This is a genomic window from Streptomyces sp. NPDC002754 (assembly GCF_053592315.1).
The window spans coordinates 253390-273631 of sequence record NZ_JBSFVM010000007.1 but is presented as its reverse complement, the minus strand read 5'-3'; the positions used below and the strand labels follow the sequence as shown (position 1 = coordinate 273631).

The 20242-nt window shown below is 72.0% G+C and carries 22 protein-coding genes; 11 read left to right on the top strand and 11 right to left on the bottom strand.

Annotation, left to right across the window (positions count from 1 at the left end):
• Window positions 1–7: 7 nt before the first annotated feature.
• Entirely contained in the window at window positions 8–673 is a 666-nt protein-coding gene (locus ACWD2L_RS18365) for an ADP-ribosyltransferase (RefSeq protein WP_351331746.1), read from the top strand.
• Between the two features lie 10 nt (window positions 674–683).
• Here ACWD2L_RS18365 and ACWD2L_RS18360 read toward each other — a convergent pair whose 3' ends face one another.
• The 5 genes from ACWD2L_RS18360 to ACWD2L_RS18340 form a co-directional block, all read right to left on the bottom strand.
• Window positions 684–2117 carry an FAD-dependent oxidoreductase gene (locus tag ACWD2L_RS18360; RefSeq protein WP_351331624.1) on the bottom strand — a complete coding sequence of 478 codons (1434 nt, stop codon included), beginning with the start codon at window positions 2115–2117 and terminating at the stop codon, window positions 684–686.
• 112 nt (window positions 2118–2229) lie between these two features.
• Window positions 2230–2637 carry a peptide-methionine (R)-S-oxide reductase MsrB gene (gene msrB / locus ACWD2L_RS18355; RefSeq protein ID WP_351331622.1) on the bottom strand — a complete coding sequence of 136 codons (408 nt, stop codon included), beginning with the start codon at window positions 2635–2637 and terminating at the stop codon, window positions 2230–2232.
• A 12-nt stretch (window positions 2638–2649) separates the two neighbouring features.
• Window positions 2650–4056, bottom strand: coding sequence for a UDP-N-acetylmuramate--L-alanine ligase (gene murC / locus ACWD2L_RS18350; protein WP_351331620.1), 1407 nt, complete (start codon window positions 4054–4056; stop codon window positions 2650–2652).
• Between the two features lie 132 nt (window positions 4057–4188).
• Complete coding sequence (locus tag ACWD2L_RS18345) at window positions 4189–4662, bottom strand: indole-3-glycerol phosphate synthase (RefSeq protein WP_351331619.1); 474 nt, start codon at window positions 4660–4662, stop codon at window positions 4189–4191.
• Between the two features lie 182 nt (window positions 4663–4844).
• Window positions 4845–5657, bottom strand: a complete 813-nt coding sequence (locus ACWD2L_RS18340) for a pyrimidine reductase family protein (RefSeq protein ID WP_351331617.1) — start codon at window positions 5655–5657, stop codon at window positions 4845–4847.
• Window positions 5658–5739: 82 nt separating this feature from the next.
• Here ACWD2L_RS18340 and zapE point away from each other — a divergent pair, with 82 nt between their 5' ends.
• The 3 genes from zapE (at window position 5740) to ACWD2L_RS18325 (ending at window position 9346) form a co-directional block, all read left to right on the top strand.
• Complete coding sequence (gene zapE / locus ACWD2L_RS18335) at window positions 5740–6819, top strand: cell division protein ZapE (protein WP_351331744.1); 1080 nt, start codon at window positions 5740–5742, stop codon at window positions 6817–6819.
• Between the two features lie 152 nt (window positions 6820–6971).
• Complete coding sequence (locus tag ACWD2L_RS18330) at window positions 6972–8354, top strand: PhoX family protein (RefSeq protein ID WP_351331615.1); 1383 nt, start codon at window positions 6972–6974, stop codon at window positions 8352–8354.
• 113 nt (window positions 8355–8467) lie between these two features.
• Window positions 8468–9346, top strand: coding sequence for a substrate-binding domain-containing protein (locus ACWD2L_RS18325; protein ID WP_351331613.1), 879 nt, complete (start codon window positions 8468–8470; stop codon window positions 9344–9346).
• Between the two features lie 26 nt (window positions 9347–9372).
• On the opposite strand, the gene ACWD2L_RS18320 is transcribed toward ACWD2L_RS18325, so the two are convergent.
• From ACWD2L_RS18320 to ACWD2L_RS18310, 3 genes are all read right to left on the bottom strand, one after another.
• Window positions 9373–9639: a hypothetical protein gene (locus ACWD2L_RS18320; RefSeq protein ID WP_351331612.1), complete on the bottom strand. Its 267-nt coding sequence runs from the start codon at window positions 9637–9639 to the stop codon at window positions 9373–9375.
• Window positions 9640–9646: 7 nt separating this feature from the next.
• A complete protein-coding gene (locus tag ACWD2L_RS18315; protein ID WP_351331610.1) occupies window positions 9647–9970 on the bottom strand; it encodes a plasmid stabilization protein in 324 nt (107 codons plus the stop codon).
• 125 nt (window positions 9971–10095) lie between these two features.
• Window positions 10096–10452: a DUF6479 family protein gene (locus tag ACWD2L_RS18310; protein ID WP_351331608.1), complete on the bottom strand. Its 357-nt coding sequence runs from the start codon at window positions 10450–10452 to the stop codon at window positions 10096–10098.
• Between the two features lie 86 nt (window positions 10453–10538).
• Here ACWD2L_RS18310 and ACWD2L_RS18305 point away from each other — a divergent pair, with 86 nt between their 5' ends.
• Both ACWD2L_RS18305 and ACWD2L_RS18300 read left to right on the top strand, forming a co-directional pair.
• Complete coding sequence (locus ACWD2L_RS18305; RefSeq protein ID WP_351331606.1) at window positions 10539–11393, top strand: polysaccharide deacetylase family protein; 855 nt, start codon at window positions 10539–10541, stop codon at window positions 11391–11393.
• Between the two features lie 49 nt (window positions 11394–11442).
• Entirely contained in the window at window positions 11443–11625 is a 183-nt protein-coding gene (locus ACWD2L_RS18300) for a hypothetical protein (RefSeq protein ID WP_351331604.1), read from the top strand.
• Between the two features lie 30 nt (window positions 11626–11655).
• Here the strand turns inward: ACWD2L_RS18300 and ACWD2L_RS18295 are convergent, their stop codons facing one another.
• Together ACWD2L_RS18295 and ACWD2L_RS18290 are read right to left on the bottom strand one after the other, a co-directional pair.
• Window positions 11656–12324, bottom strand: a complete 669-nt coding sequence (locus ACWD2L_RS18295) for an ABC transporter (RefSeq protein ID WP_351331602.1) — start codon at window positions 12322–12324, stop codon at window positions 11656–11658.
• Window positions 12321–13157, bottom strand: coding sequence for an ATP-binding cassette domain-containing protein (locus ACWD2L_RS18290; RefSeq protein WP_351331600.1), 837 nt, complete (start codon window positions 13155–13157; stop codon window positions 12321–12323). Before ACWD2L_RS18290 ends, ACWD2L_RS18295 begins: the two co-directional genes overlap by 4 nt.
• A 270-nt stretch (window positions 13158–13427) precedes the next feature.
• On the opposite strand from ACWD2L_RS18290, the gene ACWD2L_RS18285 reads away from it, so the two are divergent.
• The 5 genes from ACWD2L_RS18285 (at window position 13428) to ACWD2L_RS18265 (ending at window position 19418) form a co-directional block, all read left to right on the top strand.
• On the top strand, window positions 13428–14153 hold the full coding sequence (locus ACWD2L_RS18285; protein ID WP_351331598.1) for a peptidyl-tRNA hydrolase: 726 nt from the start codon (window positions 13428–13430) through the stop codon (window positions 14151–14153).
• A gap of 246 nt (window positions 14154–14399) precedes the next feature.
• The gene (locus ACWD2L_RS18280) at window positions 14400–15707 is read left to right on the top strand and encodes a multinuclear nonheme iron-dependent oxidase (protein WP_351331596.1); all 1308 of its coding nucleotides are present in this window, start codon (window positions 14400–14402) and stop codon (window positions 15705–15707) included.
• Window positions 15708–15924: 217 nt separating this feature from the next.
• The gene (locus ACWD2L_RS18275) at window positions 15925–16773 is read left to right on the top strand and encodes a DUF4142 domain-containing protein (protein WP_351331595.1); all 849 of its coding nucleotides are present in this window, start codon (window positions 15925–15927) and stop codon (window positions 16771–16773) included.
• Between the two features lie 62 nt (window positions 16774–16835).
• Entirely contained in the window at window positions 16836–17609 is a 774-nt protein-coding gene (locus ACWD2L_RS18270) for a TIGR04222 domain-containing membrane protein (RefSeq protein WP_351331593.1), read from the top strand.
• 186 nt (window positions 17610–17795) lie between these two features.
• Window positions 17796–19418, top strand: coding sequence for an alpha/beta hydrolase (locus ACWD2L_RS18265; RefSeq protein ID WP_351331591.1), 1623 nt, complete (start codon window positions 17796–17798; stop codon window positions 19416–19418).
• A gap of 77 nt (window positions 19419–19495) precedes the next feature.
• On the opposite strand, the gene hemQ is transcribed toward ACWD2L_RS18265, so the two are convergent.
• Window positions 19496–20239: a hydrogen peroxide-dependent heme synthase gene (gene hemQ / locus ACWD2L_RS18260; protein ID WP_351331590.1), complete on the bottom strand. Its 744-nt coding sequence runs from the start codon at window positions 20237–20239 to the stop codon at window positions 19496–19498.
• Between the last annotated feature and the right edge of the window lie 3 nt (window positions 20240–20242).

Genomic DNA, 20242 nt, shown 5'->3' with positions numbered 1-20242 from the left:
GCTCATGATGATCAACAAGTTCTCCCGCACCGCGCGCCGCCTCGCCACCCTGCCCGCCGCCGCGGTGTCCGTGCTGGCGCTCGCCTCCGCGCCGTCGGCCACCGCCAGTGCCCCGGATGCCGACACCGCGAAGTCGGCCCCCGGCGCGGCGAAGGCCGCGGCCTCCTGCCCCGTGGTCCCGGACCGCCTGTACGCCGCCATCGACCGCGTCCCCCTCGAGAAGATCTCGCCGGAGCCCGAGTACCGGAACGACTGCCAGACGCTGTACCGGGCGGACGGGCGCGCCCCTGCGGTCATCTTCAAGGAGGGCTTCGCCCCGAAGGACGTCAAGTACGGCCAGTACGACCTGGAGCAGTACGTCCTCAAGAACCAGCCGTCGCCGTTCGTCTCCACCACGCGTGACCACGACCTCTTTAAGAAGTGGACCAAGTGGATGAAGGGCGGCGCGTACAACTACTACATCGACGCCCCGAACGGCATCGACGTCAACGAGACGATCGGCGACACGCACAAGTACGCCGACCAGGTCGAGGTCGCCTTCCCCGGCGGGGTCTCCTCGCGCTTCGTCATCGGCGCGTGCCCGATCAACAAGGAGACCAACACCGAGAGCATGTCGGACTGCGTGAGCAACCCGGGCTTCCGGCCGGTGACGGCGCCGACGGCGACCCGCTAGGACCTGTCGGCTACGCCCCCTCGCCGATGGCGGCGAGCAGCCCGGCCCGGTCGGGACCGGGCGCGGGGTACTGCGGGGCGTCGGCGCCGAGTTCGATGACCTTGTCCATGACGCCGGGGCGGGCGAGAGCCGTGTCCGGTGTCTCCAGGAGGGACCCGATCAAGGACCTCGCCCGCAGCGCGTCCGGGTCCCGCAGGGCGGCGGCCTGCAGTGCCTTGGTGAAGGCCCAGCCGGGGTCGTCGGTCTCGTAACGGACGCCGTTCATATCGGCGCTCAGCTCGGCGAGCCGGTGCCGGTCGAAGGCGAGCGTGGCGCGGAACAAGCCGCCGGCCGCGCCCGTCTCGGTGGCCTCGTCGAAGCGCAGCACGAACTCGTCCGGCTTCGCCGGGTCGGTCTCGCGCAGCAGGTCGCGCAGCGCGCACGCGTGCAGGACCCCGATCGACGAGCCGCGCCCGAGCGAGGGGTTCGTGCAGGCCCAGGAGTCCCCCACGGCGACCAGACCGGTCACCGTGGGGGCGCCGTCGACGACGTAACGGCGGTGCCGGTCCTCGATGCCCGCGATCGCCTGCACCGGGGTGATCGGCTCGGCCTCGCCCCAGTGCGCGGCGGTGGGGTACGAGGCCAGGGCCCTGCCCCAGGCCCCCGCCTCGCGCAGCGCACGCAGCCGCCGGTCACGGGAGGACACGATCAGTCCCACGCCCCAAGTGTCGTTGTCGCAGGCGAGGGTGAGGACGGACAGGCTGTCGAAGTTCTGGAGCAGCACGTCCTGGGACGCGGGCACACCACCGCCTGTGCCGCGCGAGCTGAAGTGCCGCGTGTAGTAGACGAATCCGGAGTCCTCGCGCTCCTCGACGGGCCGCCGTCCGCCCGCGGCGGCGACCATGTCCGCCACCGTCGAGCGCCGCCCGCCCGCGTCGACGACGAGCTCGGCGAGGAACGTCCGCCCGCCCTCGACGGTGACGCCGCCGACGTGCGGCACACCGGGAGCCGATGCCTCCGCGACCACCAGGCCGGTGACCGTGACGTCCCGGTGAACGGTGACGCCGGGGGTGCGGGCGGCCACCGCGGCCAGGGCGGCCTCCACGACGGGGCGCCGCCCGGTCACCGTTTCGAACCGCTCGTCCCCCTCGCGCACGCCGCCGGTCAGCGCGTCCGGCAGCTCCCGGACGAGGTTCACCCGCAGCCCACCGAGCGCTTCCAGCTCGGCGATGACCTCGGGCAGTTCCCGGTCCATCTCGGCCCGCCAGCGCGGCAGCATCAGGTGGACGAGCCTGAACTGGTTGACCCCCGGCCGCCGCCAGTCCCGCCACAGCTCCTCGGCCCCGCCCGCGCCGGGCTCCGCCGGGTCCCGCTCGAGGACCGTGACGCGGTGCCCGTCGCGGGCGAGCAGCAGCGCGGTCGTCAGGCCGTTCAGACCGGCTCCGAGTACGAGAATGTCGGGCATGGGCAACTCCCCCTGACCCGCGGCGCGTTGTGCGCTCGACGGATCTCCGACTATCCGTCGTCGGGGCGTCCACGCACCATACGGCTGTGGGACGAGATCGCCCGCTCCGGGATCACTCCCCGTCCGGCTCCAGCGTCAGCGAGATGGAGTTGATGCAGTACCGCTGATCCGTGGGCGTCGCGTACCCCTCGCCCTCGAAGACGTGGCCGAGGTGCGAGCCGCAGCGCGCGCAGCGCACCTCGGTGCGGACCATGCCGTGGGAGCGGTCCTCGACGATCTCCACGGCGTCGGTGTTCTTCGGGTCGTAGAAGGACGGCCAGCCGCAGTGCGACTCGAACTTCTCGGTGGATGTGAAGAGCTCGGCGCCGCAGGCCCGGCAGCCGTAGACGCCCTTCGTCTTCGTGTCGGTGTACTCACCGCGGAACGCGGGCTCCGTGCCGGCCTGGCGCAGCACCGCGTACTCCGCCGGAGTCAGCTCCGTGCGCCACTGCTCGTCCGGCTTCTCGACGTCGTACGACATGTGCTCGTCCCTTCAGAGGCCCTGCAGCTGGTCAAGGATGCGCGGTCCGAGTTCCGTGACGTCGCCCGCGCCCATGGTGATAACGAGATCGCCGGGCTTGGCCATTCCCGCGATCGCCGCGACCGCCGCGTCCTTGTCGGCGGCCTCCTGTACGTCGGCGCCCGCCTCGCGTGCGGCGGCGACGATGAGGGCGCTGGTGATGCCGGGGATCGGGTCCTCGCGGGCCGGGTAGATGTCGAGGACGACCGAGGCGTCCGTGAGGGCGAGGGCGGCGCCCATCTCCTTGCCCAGTTCCTGGGTGCGGGAGAAGAGGTGGGGCTGGAAGAGGGTGAGGATGCGGGCGTCGCCTGCCGCCGCGCGCATGGCCTCCAGGTCGGCCGTCATCTCCGTGGGGTGGTGGGCGTAGGAGTCGATGACCTGCACGCCGTTCACCTCGCCCTTGAGCTGGAGGCGGCGCTTGACGCCCGTGTACGACTTGAGCGCCGAGGCCAGGTTCCGGGCCGGGATGCCCATCGCGACGCCCGCGGCGAGCGCCGCCACCGCGTTCTGCGCGTAGTGGCGGCCGGGGACGGAGACCGTGAAGGTCAGCAGCTTGCCGTCCATGAGGACGGTCACCTCGCTGGCCAGGCCGCGCGGGGTGATCTTGTGGATGCGGATGTCCGCGCCCTCGGACTCGCCGTACGTGACGACCTTGAGGGACATCGTGTCCCGGACCCTGCGGGTCAGCTCGGCCGCGCCCGACTGGTCCGCGGCGATGACGAGGGTGCCGCCGGGGGTGATCCGCCGCGTGAACGTCTCGAAGGACTCGTAGATCTCGTCCATGGACGCGTAGTTCGCGTGGTGGTCGAGTTCGACGTTGAGGATGATCGCGACTTCCGGCGCGTACTTGTGGAAGCTGCGGTCCGATTCGTCGGCCTCGGCGACGAAGATCTCGCCCTCGCCGTGATCGGCGTTGGAGCCGGGGACGTCCAGGTCGCCGCCGATGGCGTAGGACGGGTTCAGGCCGAGGGACTTCAGGGACACCGCGAGCATCGACGTCGTGGTCGTCTTGCCGTGCGTGCCGGCCACGGCGATCGGGCGCAGGCCATCCATCAGGGAGGCGAGGGCGTCCGAGCGGTGGACCGTCGGGATGCCCAGTTCGGCCGCGCGGGCCAGCTCCGGGTTGTCCTCGCGGATGGCCGAGGAGACGACCACGCAGGTGGCGTCCGGGGCGAGGTGTCCGGCGTCGTGGCCGATGTGCACCGTCACGCCGAGCTCGCGCAGCGCCTGCGCCGTCGCGGACTCACGGGCGTCGCTGCCCGCCACCCGCGCGCCGCGCTGGGCGAGGATCTTGGCGATGCCCGACATGCCGGCGCCGCCGATGCCGATGAAGTGCGGTCGGTCCATGTCGGCGACGGAATGCGGCAGGCCGGGTGCCATGCGTGGTCTCCCCTGGGGTTCTCGGATGTCCTGGCCCGTGGTCACGACGACCACGGCACGGGCCCCAGCCTATTGCCTGTGCCCGTGCCCGCCCGCACCTCTCCCCGTTCAGGGCTCCGGTCAGGACTCCGGTCAGGCCTTGCTGTGCGAGAACAGTTTCAGGACCGGTACGCCGACCTGGTGGCGGGCGCGGGAGGCCCAGTCCCGGTGGAAGAACTCCTCTACGTAGTGCGGGTCGGTCAGCACGATGACCTCGTCCGCCTTCACCTCGTCGACGAGGGCCTTGAGGGCGTCCAACGGGTGGTCCTCGATGAGCCGGCCCACCGCCTCGCTGTCCGCCTGATGCAGCGCGGCGAGGGAGACGGCGAGGGCCTTCTCCGCCGGGGCCTTGGCCTCGTCGCCCTCGGGTACCTGGCTCTCCCTGCCCGCGTCGTCGAACTCCCCCATCGCGACGTCGTCGATGGCCCGCAGCAGGCGGTCGGCCTGGTCCCCGCGGGGCTGGAGCAGCACGTGGAAGGAGACTTCCTCCTCTCCGTGCAACGTGGTGACGAACTCCACGTCGGCGGAGGTCAGAGCCTTCTCGATCATCAATACGCTCGTGAACACGACGGGCGCCCTTCTTCTCCTACCGTGGGCCGACTGTCGTCGACCCTCCGGGTGGACCAGCGGACCTGCGGAAACCATCCTGCCCCGCATTCGCACGGGGACTGCGAGATTTAGTGTGCCCAGCCAACGCTAAACGGAACGACTCATTCCGCCGAATGTCGCCGTGCTTTCGGCGCCGGCGGCTACTGTGCGCCCCGCGGCCGGGCGTAGCGGCTGAAGAGGAATCCCTCCTCCTCCAGTAGGGACGTCAGTTCGAACCGCTCCGGAACGGCCAGGGTCGAGCCTCCCGCGATCCGCTGGGCGTCGCCCGCGGTGAGCATCGGGGACACCGTCAGGCACAGCTCGTCGAGTACCCCGCCCGCCACGAACTGACCGAGCATCCTCGGCCCGCCCTCGGTGAGCAGCCGGTTGAGCCCCCGCTCGCCGAGCGCCGCCACCGCGCGGTCCGGTTCGACCGCGGCGCCCTCGCCGGCGGTCAGCACCTCGACGCCGGCCGCGCGTGCCGCCTCGATCCGGTCGGCCGCGGCGCCCGCGCCGGTGAGCAGCAGCGTCGGCATCAGCGGTTCGGTGAACAGGGGCAGGTCGAAGTCGAGGTCGAGGCTCGCGCTGATCACGGCGATCTGCGGGGCGGGGCCCTGACCGGCCGCCTTCCTCCGCGCGGCGAACGCGTCACGGGCGCGTGCGGGGCGGTAGCCCTCCAGGCGGACCGTCTCCGCGCCGACCACGACGACGTCGGCGAGCCCGCGCAGCATGCCGAAGACCCGCATGTCGGTGGCGTTGGAGATGGGCTTGGAGCGGCCGTCGTGCTGGGCCGCGCCGTCCAGCGTGGAGACCATGTTGGCCCGCAGCCACGGCGCGTGCCCGGCTTCGGGCGGATACGCGTAGGCGTCGGCGAGCTCGTCGAGGCTCCACTCATGCCCCTCCGGGCTCGCCTCCCTCCCCTCGTACCCCTTGCCATCTGCTGTTTCGTACGTCACAGGGAACAGGCGTCGCATGTCGTGCAGTGTGGCACGGCGACTAAGCTGGGTAACCGTGTCGTCATCCCTCGAAGCCGCCGACTCCCGGGAGTCCAGCCAGATGGGCATCAGCCCCATACCCGACCCGTCGCCGCTGTCCCTGTGCGCCCGCGAGCCGCGCGTCCCCGCGGAGCGCCTGGTCGCCGAGATGGTGCCGCCGCCCCGTTTCGACTCCGTACGCTTCGACACGTACATACCGGACCCGAAGCAGCCCAGCCAGACCGAGGCCGTCCAGGTCCTGAGCGCGTTCGCGGCCGGTCTCGGCGGGGCGCACGCGTCCGGCGCCGGCAAGAAGCGCGGTTTCCTCGGCTTCGGTAAGAAGCCCGCCGCCCCGACAGGGCCGCGCGGCGTCTACCTCGACGGCGGGTACGGCGTCGGCAAGACCCACCTCCTCGCCTCCCTGTGGCACGCGACCCCCGCCGAGCCCGAGTTCAAGGCGTTCGGCACGTTCGTCGAGCTGACGAACCTGGTGGGCGCGCTCGGCTTCCAGCAGACCGTCAAGACGCTCGGCGGGCACCGACTGCTGTGCATCGACGAGTTCGAGCTGGACGATCCCGGGGACACGGTGCTCGTGTCGTCCCTCCTCAGGAAGCTGGTCGAGGCAGGTGTCGCGCTCGCCGCGACGTCGAACACGCTGCCGGGCAAGCTCGGTGAGGGCCGGTTCGCCGCCGTCGACTTCCTGCGCGAGATCCAGGGCCTGTCGGCGCACTTCAGGCCGTTGCGCATCGACGGTGAGGACTACCGGCACCGCGGCCTTCCCGAGGCCCCCGCGCCGTTCACCGACGAGCAGGTCACCAAGGCGGCGTACGCCACCGAGGGCGCCTCGCTCGACGACTTCCCGCACCTGCTCGAGCACCTCGCGCGCGTGCACCCGAGCCGGTACGGGGCGCTGACGGACGACCTGAAGGCCGTCTGCCTCACCGATGTGGCGGCCGTACCCGACCAGTCGACGGCGCTGCGGCTCGTCGTCCTGGCGGACCGGCTCTACGACCGGGAGATGCCCGTACTCACGTCGGGGCTCCCGTTCGATCGGCTGTTCAGCGAGGAGATGCTGAACGGCGGCTACAAGAAGAAGTACTTCCGGGCGATCTCCCGGCTGACCGCGCTCGCGCGCGACGCGAAGGGGCTCGTGCACGAGTAGGCGGCTTCGCACCAGAGGCCTCGAAACACGGGTGCAGCGTTACGTGGTCGGTGCACGAATCGCCTGCGCTACGCGCGTGGTTCCCGCGGCCAAAGGCACGTGATAAACACAGCCGGGTCACAGTTCCTGTCCGCCAGCAGGAGGTTGCACCCATGTCACGCACCGCTGACGCACGACAGTCCGCGACCCGCCGCCAAGTCCTCGCCCGCTCCGGCGCCCTGGGAGTGGGCATCGCCTTCGCGGGGAACCTCTCCGAGCTGTTCGCCGGCTCGGCCGCCGCCCAAGGACGCGCCGGATACGGCCCGTTGGTGCCCGACCCGGCCGGGCTGCTCGACCTCCCGAAGGGATTCCGCTACAAGGTCCTCTCGCGGGAGGGGGAACAACTCCGCTCCGGCGAGGGCAAGGTGCCCTCCAACCACGACGGGATGGCCGCCTTCGCCGGCAGACAGGGCCGCGTACACCTCGTACGCAACCACGAGAACCGGGTCACCGGGAAGATCGCCGTGCCGACCGTCGAGGGTCTGACGTACGACCCGATGGGCAAGGGCGGCTGTACCGTGCTCGCCGTGGACCGGAAGAACAACGTCGTGTCCGAGCGCGTCGGCATCGCCGGTACGGCGGTCAACTGCGCGGGCGGGCACACGCCTTGGGGCACCTGGCTCACCTGCGAGGAGACCGAGGACAAGGCCGGTACGAACGGCTACACCAAGGACCACGGCTTCATCTTCGAGGTCGACCCGGTCGACCCGCACCGCTCGGGCGCCGTGCCGCTCACCGCGATGGGCCGCTTCCAGCACGAGGCGATCGCCGTCGATCCGAAGCGCGGCGTCGTCTACGAGACCGAGGACGCCTTCGACAAGCCCTTCGGCCTCTTCTACCGCTTCCTGCCCAAGAACACGAAGGGCGGCCTCGGTTCGCTGCGCGCGGGCGGCAAGCTGCAGGCGATGCGGGTGCCCGGCGTGCCGGACCTGTCGGCCGTCCAGGAGACGGGGGCGACGTTCAGCGGCGTCGAGTGGGTCGACGTACCGGACCCGCTGGCCGCCCAAACACCCATCCGCAACCAGGACTTCGGCCCGAAGGGCATCACCCACGCGCAGAAGCTGGAGGGCTGCTACTGGGGCGGGTCGAGCGTCTACTTCGTCTCGTCGTACGCACGCAGCCGCGAGGGCTCGGCCGCCGACCACTACGGGCAGATCTGGCGCTACGACCCGTCGTCGCGCCGCCTGACGCTCGTCATCGTGTTCGGCCCCGACACGGACGTCCAACTGCCGGGCGAGGAGCCCGACAACATCTGCCTCGCGCCCAGCGGGGGCCTGATGGTGTGCGAGGACGGCGAGGGCGCGCAGCATGTGTTCGGCGTGACGCGCAAGGGCGAGGTGTACGCCATGGCGCGCGGCCGGCAGAACATCGGCACGGCCGACAAGCCCGAGTGGGGCGAGTTCGCCGGGGTCACGTTCTCGCCGAACGGCGACACCATGTTCGTGAACTGCTATACGCCGGGGACGACGTTCGCGGTGACGGGACCTTGGCATTAGGGCGTGTTTCACTGATCGGCCGTTCCCTCGTTCGAGGGAACGGCCGATCGCATGGCCGGTTTTCGCGGGTGGTGCACTGCGTGCCGTGCGAGTGCCCTGGGCAAGGTCCCTCCATGGAAGAACGGTCAACCACAGCCTGGGAGTTCACCGACGACCGCGGACACCTCACGTCCGCGAGCGAGACGCCGCAGCGCGTCGTCGCCTATATACAGGCCGGGGCGAGCCTGTGGGATCTGGGTATACGCCCGGTGGGGATCTTCGGCTCGTTCCACGACGGCGACGAGCCCGACCACGCCAAGTCCGGCAGGCTGCCGCTGGACCGCCTCGCGTATCTGGGCGCCGGGGCGGGTCTCGGCCTGGACGACGTGCTCGCGGCGCGCCCCGACCTGGTCGTGGCGCTCACGTACGGCGGCGGGCAGGTGTACGGCATCGAACCCCATACGGCGAAGCATCTGGAGGAGCACGTCCCCGTCGTCGTGATCGACGTGGGGCAGGGCCGCACGCTGGGCGGGGTGCGGGAGCGCTTCGCGGAGCTCGGACGCTCGCTCGGGACGTCCGAGCCGGCGCGGTCGCAGGATGAACTCGCCCGCGCCGAGCGGCAGTTGGGCATCGCGGCCCGTGGGGAGCGGCGGGTCAGGGTGCTGGCACTCTCGGCCGCCGGGGCGGACGCGGTACACCTGGCCCGGCCCACCAAATGGCCCGACCTGAGCGCGCTCGGCGGGCTCGGCGTGGACATGGTGGCGCCGCCCGAGGGCCCCGGCGCCAACTGGTACACGGGGACGTGGCGGGACGTCGCCGAACTCGCGCCGGACGTCGTCCTGTCGGACGCCCGCGCCAACGCCGCGCCGCACGAACTCTACGCGGCAGACCCGCACTGGGCGTCCGTCGCCGAACGGGCGGCGGTGCTGCCGTGGAACCCGGAGGTCCCCGCCAGCGCCCACGCCCACGCGGCGCTCTTCGACCGGGTGGCGGAGGCGCTGCGGGGGCGGTAGGCCGCCATGGGCCGCTGTGCGGGCTGCTAGTCGGCGGGCTCGTCCGGGACGGGCTGGTCCGGGTGGACGCCCGGGGCGTGGGGTGCGCCGGTGCGACCGGTGCCCGCCACGTCCGAGTCGGGGACGGTGACGTCGGGGCCGGTCTCCGGCGCGTCCTCGGACCCGGCTCGTTCGTCGTCGCCGCCGTCGGGGGCACCGCCGGGCTCAGTGGTTTCGGTCTCGTCTTCGGTCTCGTCGGGGTCCGCCTGCTGGTCGGGGAGATCCCGAGGGACGGCGCCCTGTTCCCTGCTCATGAGGCGATCAGCGCCCCAATGCCTTGCTGAGCTGGGACTTGTTCATCTGCGAGCGACCCTTGACGCCCCGGTCCCTGGCCTCCGCGTAGAGCTGGTCCTTTGTCGGACCGCCCGAGCCCTGGTGGGAGCGCAGCCCGCCACGCCTGCCCGAGGAGATGTCCTGCGTCGACGTGCGGCTCGCCTGCTTCGACTCGCCGCTCCTCGCCCGCTCCTTGTTCACCGTGCGGGCGGCGATCTCCTTGGCCCGCGACGTGCTCTCGCCCCGGTCCTGGGCACTCTGTTTGATCTTCTCGTACTGGCGCTCGCGCTTGGCATTCGATCCGCTCGGCATGGCGAGTCACTCCCTTCCCTTCCGTTGTAGCCCCTCGCGCCCCTCCCGCTCCGTTGTAGCCCGTCCTGCCCCATGTCGCAGGACGGCGCGTTTGCGGGCGGGTGCTGGGGACACCGCAAGCGGCGTCACGTGCGTCCGGGGCCGCCGCTGCCGAACGCGCCACTGTTGCCCCGGCTCCAGCGGCGCGGCCGCTGGTCCTCGCTGCGCTTGCTGTCCGCGTTGTGCAGCTCGTGCGGCATCAGGCGCGAGCCGCCGTCGTCCGTGTGCGGCATCTCGTCGGGCTCCCGCATCTCGCGGACCTCGTGGACCGGGCCCGTACGCGGGAGTTTCGGCTGGTCGGCCGGGTCGGGAGGACCCGGCTCCCGGCGGCGGAACCTGATGCCCATCCAGACCGCCCAGATGAGGGCCAGCGCGATCACCAGGCCGACGACGAACGGGACGACCGAGGTCGAGGGGTCGGGGAAAGCCATTGGTGTCGTCATGGGCGCCGAGTACCCCGCTGCACGAGATCACGCCCCATCGGTCCGATTTGCACGATTTGCAGAGAATCCGACGATATCGTCGGCGCGTGATCAGACATGTACGCCGCGTCACCGCGGCCTGCGCCCTGGGCGCGCTCGCTCTCGGCCTCGCCGGATGCGGCGAGCCCACCCCCTCCAATGGCCCACCGAAGACCTCCGCGTCGGTCCCGCCGAAACCGAGGGCCACCCCCAAGCCCACCCTCGCGCCCGGTCCGGGTGGCACCACCCCCGTCTTCGAGCGCGGCACGGCGACGAAGGGGCGCACCGTCGCTCTCACCTTCGACGCCGACATGACGGCCGACCAGGGGGCGCGGGCACGGGCGGGCGAGCGCTTCGACAACCCTCAACTGGTACGCGCCCTAAGGAAGTTGAAGGTCCCGGCCACCGTCTTCATGACGGGCCGCTGGGCCGACGAGTACCCCGCGCAGGCCAAGGACATCGGCCGGGACCGGCTGTTCGAGGTCGCCAACCACTCGTACAGCCATTACGCCTTCACCGGGGACTGCTACGGCCTGCCGAGGGTGTCGGCGCGGGGCATGCGCGCCGATGTCGACCGCGCGTTCGGGGCGTTCCGGAAGGCGGGGGTCGAGCACGTCGTGCCGTACTTCCGGTTCCCCGGCGGCTGCTACGACCGGGCGGCGCTGCGGGCGCTGACGCCGACCGGGGTGACGGCGGTGCAGTGGGACGTGGTGAGCGGTGACGCGTTCGCCACGGACGCGGGCGCCGTGACCCGGCAGGTGCTCGACGGGGTGCGGCCCGGTTCGGTCGTCGTCATGCACTGCACGCGCAGCGCGGCGCCGACGACGGAGCGGGTGGTGCGGTCGGTGGTGCCGAGGCTGCGGGCGAAGGGGTACCGCTTCGTGCGGGTGTCGGAGCTGGTGGGGGCGGCGCGCGGGACGTGAGCGTGCTCGGCCCTGCTCGGCCGTACGCCCGTGTACGTACGCTGGTGGCATGGCTGATTACTGCGACGGCACCCCCGAGGAGCGCCCGGCACCCGCCGCGACGGCGGACGAGCCGTTCGCCGAGTGCGTGCTGTGCCGGGAGCCGACCGAGTACCCGGAGTCGACGAAGGGCATCACGCTGTGCCCGGTCTGCGAGTGGCAGGAAGCGCAGCGCACTGCCTGCTCCGGGTGACGGGCAGACACAGCAGACACGGCAGACGGTTCAGCGGCGGGACGCGAGGGCGCAGGCCGCCGTCACGCAGATCCCGGCCAGGGCCACCGCCCCCACGAGCGGCAGCAGCAGGACCGGCACCGCCCCGTCCTGCGACCCGGTCACCAGCGCACTCACCACCGACTTCGCCGGAGACCCGGGGGCGATCAGCGCGACGAGCGCGCACAGCACGAGGCCGGCCACGCCGAGACCGGTGCCGCGCACCACGGGCCACGTGGTGACGGCCCCGACGGCGACGCCGACGGAGGCGCACACCAGCACCGCGAGCAGCCCGGCCCCGGCGGCCGGCCACCTGGCCACGCGCACCAGGCGATCGGTGCTGACCCCGTCGCTGATCAGCGCCACGACCACGGTCGCCACGACACCGACGGCCACCGTGGCGAGGAACGCGGCGGCCAGGCTCGCCAGGTGGGCGCGCCACGGCGCCGTCGCCGCCGCGGTGCAACTGCGGGCCGCAGGCGGCTCGTTGGTGACACAGATCCGGGCCAGCCAGGCCCCCACGGGGAGCAGCGCCGCCGCCGTGTACGCGAGGGAGTCGAGCACCGGCTGCCCCGCCTGGACGCCCACGGCGGCGAACGCGGCGTAGAGCACGACCGGCGCCAGCCAGCGCTGCGAGCGCAGCAGCAGGGCCGACTGGTAGGTGAGCAGGGCCGCGGTCATCCGTTGTTCTCCGTGGGCTCGGGCGTGCGGACGGAGACGATGTGCCAGGGCGGGTCGGCGGTGAGCAGCGTGCGCAGCACGGCGTCGGAGTGCACGGCGTCCGTGGTGATCCGTACGGTGCGGGGGTCGAGGCGGACGTGGGTGGACGGGTGCGGCAGGGCGGGCTCGTGCCCGGCGGTCCCTGCGGCGTCGACAACAACTGTCGCACCGCCGACTCCCGTACTTCTTCGGACAGTTGACGCCTCCACCTCGTACGTCGCGTCGGCGGTGGCGGCGAGGCGGCGCGGGTCGTGGTCGACGAAGAGCACGGCGGCACCGGCCGCGGCGCGTTCGGCGACGGCGCCGTCGAGCGTGTCGCGGGCCGCGGTGTCGAGCCCGGTCCAGGCCTCGTCGAGGACGAGCAGCTCCGGGTCGGCGAGCAGGGCCGCGGCGACCGCCACCTTCTGGCTGCTGCCCTTGGACAGCTCGGCGAGGGGTGCGCCCGTGTACTCCTCGGCGCCGAACCGCTCCAGCCACTCCCCCGCACGCCGTGCTGCCGTCCGGCGGGAGAGGCCGTGGATGCGGCCCATGTGCGTGAGGTAGGCGCGGGCGGTGAACGGCAGGGCGGGCGGGAAGCGTTCGGGTACGTAGGCCGTGCGCGGGCGGCCGATGACCCGGCCCTCGGTGGGCGCGTCGATCCCGGCGGCCAGCCGCAACAGCGTGGACTTCCCGGCGCCGTTGGGCCCCCGCACCCGGAACACGGCCCCTTCGGGCACGTCCAGGTCGACCCCGCGCAACACCCAGGGCCCACCAAGTCCATAGCGGCGACCCGCACCGCGGAGCGTGACGTGCATACGGCCATGCTCCCGCACACACGCGCGGGCCCCGCCGCTCAGGGGCCCACCAGCCCGTGCGGCGACTGACCCATTCAAGCCCCGGCGGCGGCTGAGCCATTCAAGCCCCTGCGGCGTTTGAGCAGCGGGGTCCGGGGCGGAGCCCCGATCTTTCAGCCCCTGCGGCGATTGAGCAGGCCTTTCAAGCCCCGCCGTCGGACGAGAGCCAGCGGGGTCCGGGGCGGAGCCCCGTGACGTCGGGAGCGGCCGACCGCCTGGCAGACTGGACCCGTGACCAGCGACGCCGCCCGTACCGACACCCCCACCCACCCCGAGCCCAGCGCACGCGAGTTCGTGCTGCCACTCGTCGTCCGCATCGAACGCGCCGCGCCGCCGACGCGGACGGACGCCCTGGAAGCCGCCGCGCGCGCCGTGTTGGTGATCCTCTCGGACGAGCGCTCGGTCGGCGACGGCCCGTGGGCGCAGGCGATGCACGACTGGCAGGACGCCCGGATCCGCAAGGTGGTGCGGCGGGCGCGGGGCGCGGAGTGGCGGCGCGCGGAGGCCCTCGACGGGATCACGGTCACCACCGGCTCCGCCGAGGTGCGCGTCTTCCCTCCGGTCCCCCTCGACGGCTGGCCCAAGGACCTGGCCCGCCTCCAGGTCTCCGGCACGGACCTCGACGACCCGGAGGCGCCGCCCGCCCCCGCCTCCTCGGCCCCGGTCCTCTGGCTCAACCCCGACCTCGGCATGACCGCGGGCAAGACCATGGCGCAGGCCGGTCACGGGGCCCAGCTCGCCTGGTGGGAGCTGTCCGACGCGGAGCGCAAGGAGTGGCACGAGGCGGGCTTCCCGCTGTCGGTGCGGACCGCCGACCCGGAGCGCTGGCCGGCGCTGACCACGAGCGGGCTGCCCGTCGTACGGGATGCCGGGTTCACGGAGATCCCGCCCAGCGACACCGTCGTGTCCGAGGGACCTCTGACCGGCGACTTCCTGTCCGGTCTCGCCCACCTCTGAGCCCCGGGAACGGAGAAGACCCCGCCCGTCCGCACGGGGGATGACGGACGGCCGGGGCCACTCGGAAGGCTACCCCACTCCGTGAGAGGACGGGTCGGTTCCCCTGGGCCCCTTGGCGTTCGGCGCGCCGCCCGGGGGGGCGGTGGGTGAAACCTCAAATGTTGCTCTGAACGTCCCCGTTCAGGGGTTCGAGCCGCGCCGTCGCGGTCAGGAATCCAGGAAGCCGTGCGGAGGAGGGGGAGTTCCATGGAGCTGGGTACGGGGATCGGCTGGCGGCCGGAGATCGCGGAGACGGTGGAGGCCATGCCGGGCATCGACTGGGTCGAGGCCGTCGCCGAGAATCTCTGTCCGGGGCATCTGCCGGACTCCCTGCGGCGGCTGCGCGAGCGCGGCGTCACCGTCGTCCCGCACGGCGTCGCCCTCGGTCTCGGCGGAGCCGACAGGCCCGACGAGGGGCGGCTCGCCGACCTCGCCGCGTGCGCGGAGGCGCTTGGTTCGCCGCTGGTGAGCGAGCACATCGCGTTCGTACGAGCCGGTGGCGAGCGCACCGCCTCCCAGCCGCTGGAGGCGGGGCACCTGCTGCCGGTGCCGCGCACCCGCGACGCGCTCGACGTGCTGTGCGAGAACGTGCGGATCGCCCAGGACACGCTGCCGGTGCCACTCGCGGTGGAGAACATCGCGGCCCTGTTCGGCTGGCCCGGCGAGGAACTGACGGAGGGCCAGTTCCTGTACGAGCTGGTGGACCGTACCGGCGTCCGCCTCCTCATCGACGTGGCGAACCTCCACACCAATCACGTCAACCGCGGCGAGGACCCGGCGAAGGCGTTGGCCGAGCTGCCGGTGGAGGCCATCGCGTACGTGCACGTCGCGGGCGGCTTCGAGCGGGACGGCGTCTGGCACGACAGCCACGCCCATCCGGTGCCGGAGGCGGTCCTCGACGTCCTGGCCGAACTGGCCTCGCGGGTGACCCCGCCGGGAGTCCTGCTCGAACGCGACGAGAACTTCCCCGAAGATCTTGGGGAGTTGGAGCGCGAGGTTGAGGTCATCCGTCGGACGGTCACGGCCGGATCCGGCCCCCGCACGCAAGCCCCGGACCACCGGCCACCCGCACCCGCCGCCCCACCCGTCGACGACGCCACACGCCAGCGACTCGCCCTCGGGCAGGCCGCGTTGCTCTCCGCACTCGTGGCCGACACCCCCGCCCCGGAGGGCTTCGACCGCACACGGCTCGCCGTACAGAGCCGCGCACTCGCGGCCAAGCGGGCCGACATCGTCGCGAAGGTGGCCCCCGAACTCCCCCAAATCCTGGGCGAATCCACGTACCGCTCACTCTTCCTGGCCTACGCGCGAAGCCACCCCATGACAACCGGCTACCGCCGCGACGCCCTCGACTTCGCCGAGAAGCTCCTCCTCACGCAACGCATCCAGTCCCCGGCCCCACGCCGCGAGTTGACCCACTGGTGGCTCAACCGCTCCGGCCCGAGGCCCCTAACGGGCCGCCCAATAACCCGCGCCCTAAAAACAGCAACATTCGCACTAAGGCGAGCCATCTAAGCCCTCGCGCCACGCCTGAGCCACTCAAGCCCCTGCGGCACGGCTGAGCCACTCAAGCCCCTGCGGCGATTGAGCAGCGGGGTCCGGGGCAGAGCCCCGCGGCCGCAACCCCGGTGCAGACCAAGGGGGCCCACCTACGTACCGCAGGAGACGTACTCCGGCCCGATGCCCACCCCACCCCCGAGCCGGAGGCTAGCGTGCCGCACCTGGAGGCACCATGCGACTCTTCAACGGCACCGCCCTCATCGTCACAGGCCTCGCGGCAACACTCGCCGCACTCCTCTTCCCCCTCTGGTCGTACGCGGACCGCTCCGGCACCGGCCTCGCCGAGCTCAACGCCCAGGCCGTGTCCACCAGATTCGGGCCGCTGTCCGCCGCCGACCGCCTCTTCATCACCAAGGTGCGACTCGCCGGCCTGTGGGAGCTGCCCGCCGGCCAGCAGGCCGAGGAACGGGCCCCCAGTAAGGCGGTCGAGACGGCGGGCGAACACCTCGTAGAAGGGCACACCTTCCTGGACGCCCGGGTGCGCGAGGTCGCGGCCCGGCTGAACCTGGAGCTGCCCAGCCAGCCGAACGCGCAACAGCAGGGCTGGCTAAGGGAGTTGACCGCCGCACGAGATGAGGACTACGAGCGGAAATTCGCCAACATCCTCCGCCGCGCCCACGGCCAGGTCTTCTCACTGGTCGCCCAGGTACGCGCCTCGACCCGCAACGCGCTCGTGCGGCAACTCGCGGACGACGCCAACACCACCGTCCTCGACCACATCAAGGTGCTGGAGGCCACCGGCCTCGTCGACTTCGACGCGCTCGCCCGCGACGGCGCCACCGCGAGCCCGCCGCCCGCCACCCGCTCCCCCGCCCCACCGGGTCCCACCTCCGTACCGGGCTCGGCGACCCCGGTCTCACCGTCGCCCACTCCCTCCTTCTCCCTGCCGCCCGCCGTGTCCCGCCCGAAGCCGGCGCCCGAGACGCGCAAGAAGGACGACACCAAGAAGGACGACAAGAAGGACACCAAAAAACCGCCGAACCCGAAACCGAAACCAAAGCCCAGCGTCACAACGCGATAACAGGCCGTCCACATCGTGAACGGGGCATGGCGGCAGCCGCGCAACTGTCGTAGAAACTGCGCATGTTGTGGGTCCTGTTCCTCCTCGTCGCCTGTGCCGTCGCGGGAGTCTCCTGTGGGCGGCTGTGTCTCGCGGCCGTGCGCGCCGCCGAGAGCGAACGCGCGGACCGCGTCCCGGGCGGTGCGTACCCGGGGCACGAGCTCTCCCTGTACGAGACCGCCTTCCTGTCCGGCGGCCCCGACCGGGTCGCCGAGGTGACGCTCGTGGCGATGGCCCGCAGCCGGCGCCTGCTGCTCGCGCACACCGGCTGGGCGACCGTCGTCGACCCGGTCGGCGAGGACCCGATGGAGCGTTCGGTGCTCCGCGCGATCGGGCCCGAGGGACAGGCGCGGATCGCGCCGCTGCGAACGGCCGCCGCGGCCGGCGACGCGGTGCGGGTGCTCGCCGAGCGGCTGGTCGCGGCCGGGCTCGCGGTGCCGGACCGGGAGCGCACGAGCCTCGCGGGAGCCGTACGGCAGGTGCGGCAGGCGGCGGCCGCCGTGCTGCTGCTCGGCGCGCTCGCGGTCCTGTTGCCGGGCGAGAGCGCGCAGCAAGGAGGACCGGTGGCCCTGTGGTTCGGGCTTCCGCTGCTGCTCACGCTGAGCTGTCTGACACTCGCCCGCATCGAGATCCACCCGTACACGCGCTGGGCCTCGCCGACCGGGCAGCGGCTCCTCGCGGGCCGCCCGCTGGGTGCCGGGAGTCTGCTCGCCGTCGCGGTGCGCGGGGTACGGGCGGTCGACGACCCGCAACTGCGGGCGGCGCTGACCGGAACGCGTCGGCATACCACCGAGTGAGCCGCCCCGCACGGCGATGACGGCAGTTACCACGCATCAGGGTCATGGTTCCGACACCCACGACCTGGTCCTTTACTTCGTCAACTGCCGCCCCAAGGATCCCTTTTGTGCGCGCGAGCCGCACGGCCTCGCGAATCGCCCCACCGCACGGGTTCGCGGGTCCCGACGAAGGGATACGTCCAAGCGATGCGAGCAGCCCCCGTCCTCTGCGCCACCGCGGGATCCTTGATCCTCTCGGCCCTGGTCACCGCCCCCGCGGGCGCCGCCGTGCCCACGCCTCCGCCCGCCGCCGAGACGGCCGGCAGCACGATCGCCGCGCTGCGCGCCGCGGACGCGGGGATCCACTGGGGCGCCTGCGCCAAGGCGGAGGAGCTGCCGAAGCCGATCCGGTGCGGCACCGTTACCGTTCCGCTCGACTACGCGCACCCGATGGGCGAGCAGATCAAGCTGACCGTCAGCCGCGCGAAGGCGACCGGAAAAGACACCGGCAAGGAGAAGGGCCAGAAGGACAAGGCGAAGAAGGTCGCCCGGCAGGGCTCGCTCGTCTTCAACCCCGGCGGCCCCGGCGGCAACGGCATGTACTTCCCGATGGCCGGAACGCAGCCGGAGTGGCGACGCATCGGCGCCGCGTACGACCTGGTCGGCTACGCCCCGCGGGGCGTCGGCCGGTCGGCGCCGCTGTCCTGCGAGGACCCGAAGAAGCACGTCCAGGGGCCGACGCAGTCGCCGATCCACCCCTCGGCCGCGTACAAGAAGAAGCGCGTCGCGCAGGCGAAGGCGTACGCGCGCGGGTGCGCCGAGCGGAACCCGGACATCGAGCACTTCACGACGCTCAACAACGCCCGCGACCTGGACGTGCTACGGGCCGCGCTCGGCGAGAAGAAGCTGACGTTCATGGGCGCCTCGTACGGGACGTACATGGGGGCCGTGTACGCGGAGCTGTTCCCCTCGCATGTGCGGCGGATGGTCTTCGACTCGGCGGTCGACCCGTCCCCGAAGGGCATCTGGTACGCCAACAACCTCGAACAGTCGGCCGCCTTCGAGCGCCGCTGGGCCGACTTCAGGGCGTGGGTCGCCCGCCACGACAAGACGTACCACCTGGGCAACACAGCCGAGAAGGTGCGCGCCGCGTACGGGAAGGTGCGCGCGGAAGTGTCCCGAAAGCCGGCCGGGGGCAAGGTCGGGCCCGCACAGTTGCAGTCCGCGTTCCTTCAGACCGGGTACTACGACGACTACTGGCCGCTGCGGGCCTACGCGCTCTCCGCCTACGTGAAGGGCGACCCGAAGCCGCTCGTCGACCAGGCCGCGCCCATCAAGGCGTCCGCCAAGGAGGACGAGAACGGCAACGCCGTCTACACGGCCGTCCAGTGCAACGACGCGTCCTGGCCGACGGACTTCCGCACCTGGGACCGCGACAACACGGCCCTCGCGAAGCGCGCCCCGTTCGAGACGTGGGACAACGCGTGGATGAACCTGCCGTGCGCCTACTGGTCCACGCCCCGGCAACAGCCACTCGACGTACGCACCTCACCGGGCGAACTCCCGCCGACCCTCGTCCTCGCGGCCGAACGCGATGCGGCGACGCCGTACAAGGGCGCGCAGGAACTCAACCGCCGTCTGGCCGGTTCGTCCCTGGTGACCGAACGCGATGCGGGCACGCACGGGATCGGGGCGGGCCCCAACAAGTGCGTCAACGGGCGCCTGGACGCGTATCTCCTGGACGGAGAGCTGCCGGAGACCGGCGCAGCGTCGTGCGCCCCGCACAAGGAGCCGAAGCCGCTGGGCAAATCAAGCCCGGCCGGCGATTGAGGCCGACGGCTCCCGGGGGCGGGGCCGCGGGGCTCTGCCCCGGACCCCGCTGGCTCTCGTCCGACGGCGGGGCTTGATTAGGCGAGCCCAGCCACCAGGTCGGCAACGCTCTTACGGCGCCCCGTGAAGAACGGGACCTCCTCGCGGACGTGACGACGTGCCTCGGACGCGCGGAGCAGACGCATCAGGTCCACGATCCGATGCAGCTCATCCGCCTCGAACGCCAGAATCCACTCGTAGTCGCCGAGCGAGAAGGACGCGACCGTGTTGGCCCGCACGTCCGGGTAGCCACGCGCCATCTTCCCGTGGTCGGCGAGCATCTTGCGGCGCTCGTCGTCCGGCAGCAGGTACCAGTCGTAGGAGCGCACGAACGGGTACACCGAGATGTAGTCGCGCGCGTTCTCGTCGGCGAGGAACGCCGGGATGTGCGAGCGGTTGAACTCGGCGGGGCGGTGCAGCGCCATGTTCGACCACACCGGCTCGAGCGCGCGCCCGAGCTTGGTGCGGCGGAACAGGTTGTACGCCTCCTGCAGCTGGTCGGCCGTCTCCGCGTGCCACCAGATCATGAGGTCGGCGTCGGCGCGCAGGCCCGACACGTCGTACGTGCCGCGGATCGTCACGTCCTTCGCGGCGAGCTGGTCGAACAGCTCCTGGACCTCGTCCGCGTACCCGGAACGGTCCTCCGGCAGCACGTCCTTCAGCTTGAAGACGGACCAGAGGGTGTAGCGGATGACCTCGTTGAGGTCCTTCGCCAGCTTGCCCTTGTTCGGTACGCGCGCGGCGTCGGTGGTGGTCTCGTTGGTGGGGGCGTCGTCGCTCATGTC